General features: G+C 64.4%; 1 protein-coding gene. It reads left to right on the top strand.

Annotated elements, in window-relative coordinates; translation table 11 throughout:
- Positions 1-1,513: YncE family protein (locus ACZ7NC_RS45580; RefSeq protein WP_471498366.1), on the top strand; the 1,513-nt coding region annotated here is incomplete at both ends.

Below are 1,513 nucleotides of genomic sequence, written 5' to 3'. Positions count from 1 at the left end.
CCGTGCTGTCGTCGAATGTGGAGTTCGTGGATCTGTCGGGCGGCAAGAATGTGGAGGTGACGACCTCGTTCTGGAGCCCGGAGGACTACTGCCAGAAGAATGCCTCCCTGGTCAGCGCCTGTCAGAGGACTACTATCCCACCGCAGGGGGCTACTCCGGATACCGTCAGAACGCTGGTGTCTTTCCCGTTCAGTGCCCGCGGCGATGATGCGCAGACCACCGACATGGCGACTTGGGGGCAGACGGGGTCGCTGTACGGTATCGGCTACAACAAGGTGACCAAGCAGACCTTCTCCGGTGCGTATGCCAAGCGGGGAGGCAAGTACGGTGCCGGTGGTTCTGGTGCGATCTACCGGACGAATCCGACCACCAACACGACCACTTTGTTCACCACGGTCCCTAGCGCCGGAACCAGCGCGCACAACCCGAACGCTGGCATGGACGAGGCGTTCGGGCCGGTGGTGGGCAAGCAGTCGCTGGGTGACCTGGACATCAGCCCGGACGGCAAGGACCTGTATGTCGTCAACCTGAATGACCGCAGGCTCTACCGCTACGACGCCATGCAGGCCACTGCTGCCGCGCCGAAGGCGTCCTACCCCATCCGGGACCCGGGCTGCGCCGCCCCTGGCGACTGGCGCCCCTTCGGCCTGGGCATCCAGGACGGCAAGGTCTACGTCGGCGGTGTCTGCTCAGCGCAGTCCACCAACCGCAAGGCTGACATGCGGGCCGTCGTGCAGGTCTTCGACCCCACCACCGGCCAGTTCACCGGCACGGTTATGGACCAGCCACTGACGTACCCCCGTGGCGGTCAAGCAGGTCTCATGAACCGCCAAGACCTATATCCAGGGGCGTGCGGGGGCCCCAGCTGGTATCCGTGGACCAATGTTCGGCCCACGATGCAGGACGGCAAGAGCTGCACCCACCCTTTCATCCAGAACCCTGAGCCGATGCTGTCCGACATCAACTTCGAGACCAACGGTGACATGGTTCTCGGTTTCCGTGACCGCTTCGCTGACCGCTTCGGTTGGAATCTGCCCGCCACCTCTACGTCCCCCGAAACAACCTCGTTCGTCGGCGGTGACATCAACCGGGCGTGCCGCGGCTCCAACCACATGTTCGTCGTGGACGGCAACGGCGGCTGCAAGAACAATGCCACCGCGGCCACCAACGGCGGATCCCAGTCCCTGAACGTCAGGGAGTTCTACCCGGGTGACTGGGCCTTCGGCGGCCATGAGGAGATCAGTGAGGGCGGTGTGGCTCTCTCCAAAGTGGAGACGGCCCTCCCCTTCACCTCGATGGACCCGATCCCGAAGACAGGCAGCGGCGTGGCGTGGGTCGACCGCACCACGGGGACCCGCGCCCCGGCAACCGACGGCAACTACCTGAACGGAACCTTCGCCAAGTCGGGGGGCATGGCGGACCTGGAAGTTCTGTGTGATCAGGCGCCGTTGCAGTTGGGTAACCGGGTGTGGCAGGACACCGATGAGGACGGTATCCAGGACCCGGGTGAGCA

This window comes from Streptomyces sp. NPDC111802, from assembly GCF_055634335.1.
Note: the sequence above shows the minus strand (reverse complement) of the source record. Positions and strands in the feature narration are given on the sequence as shown.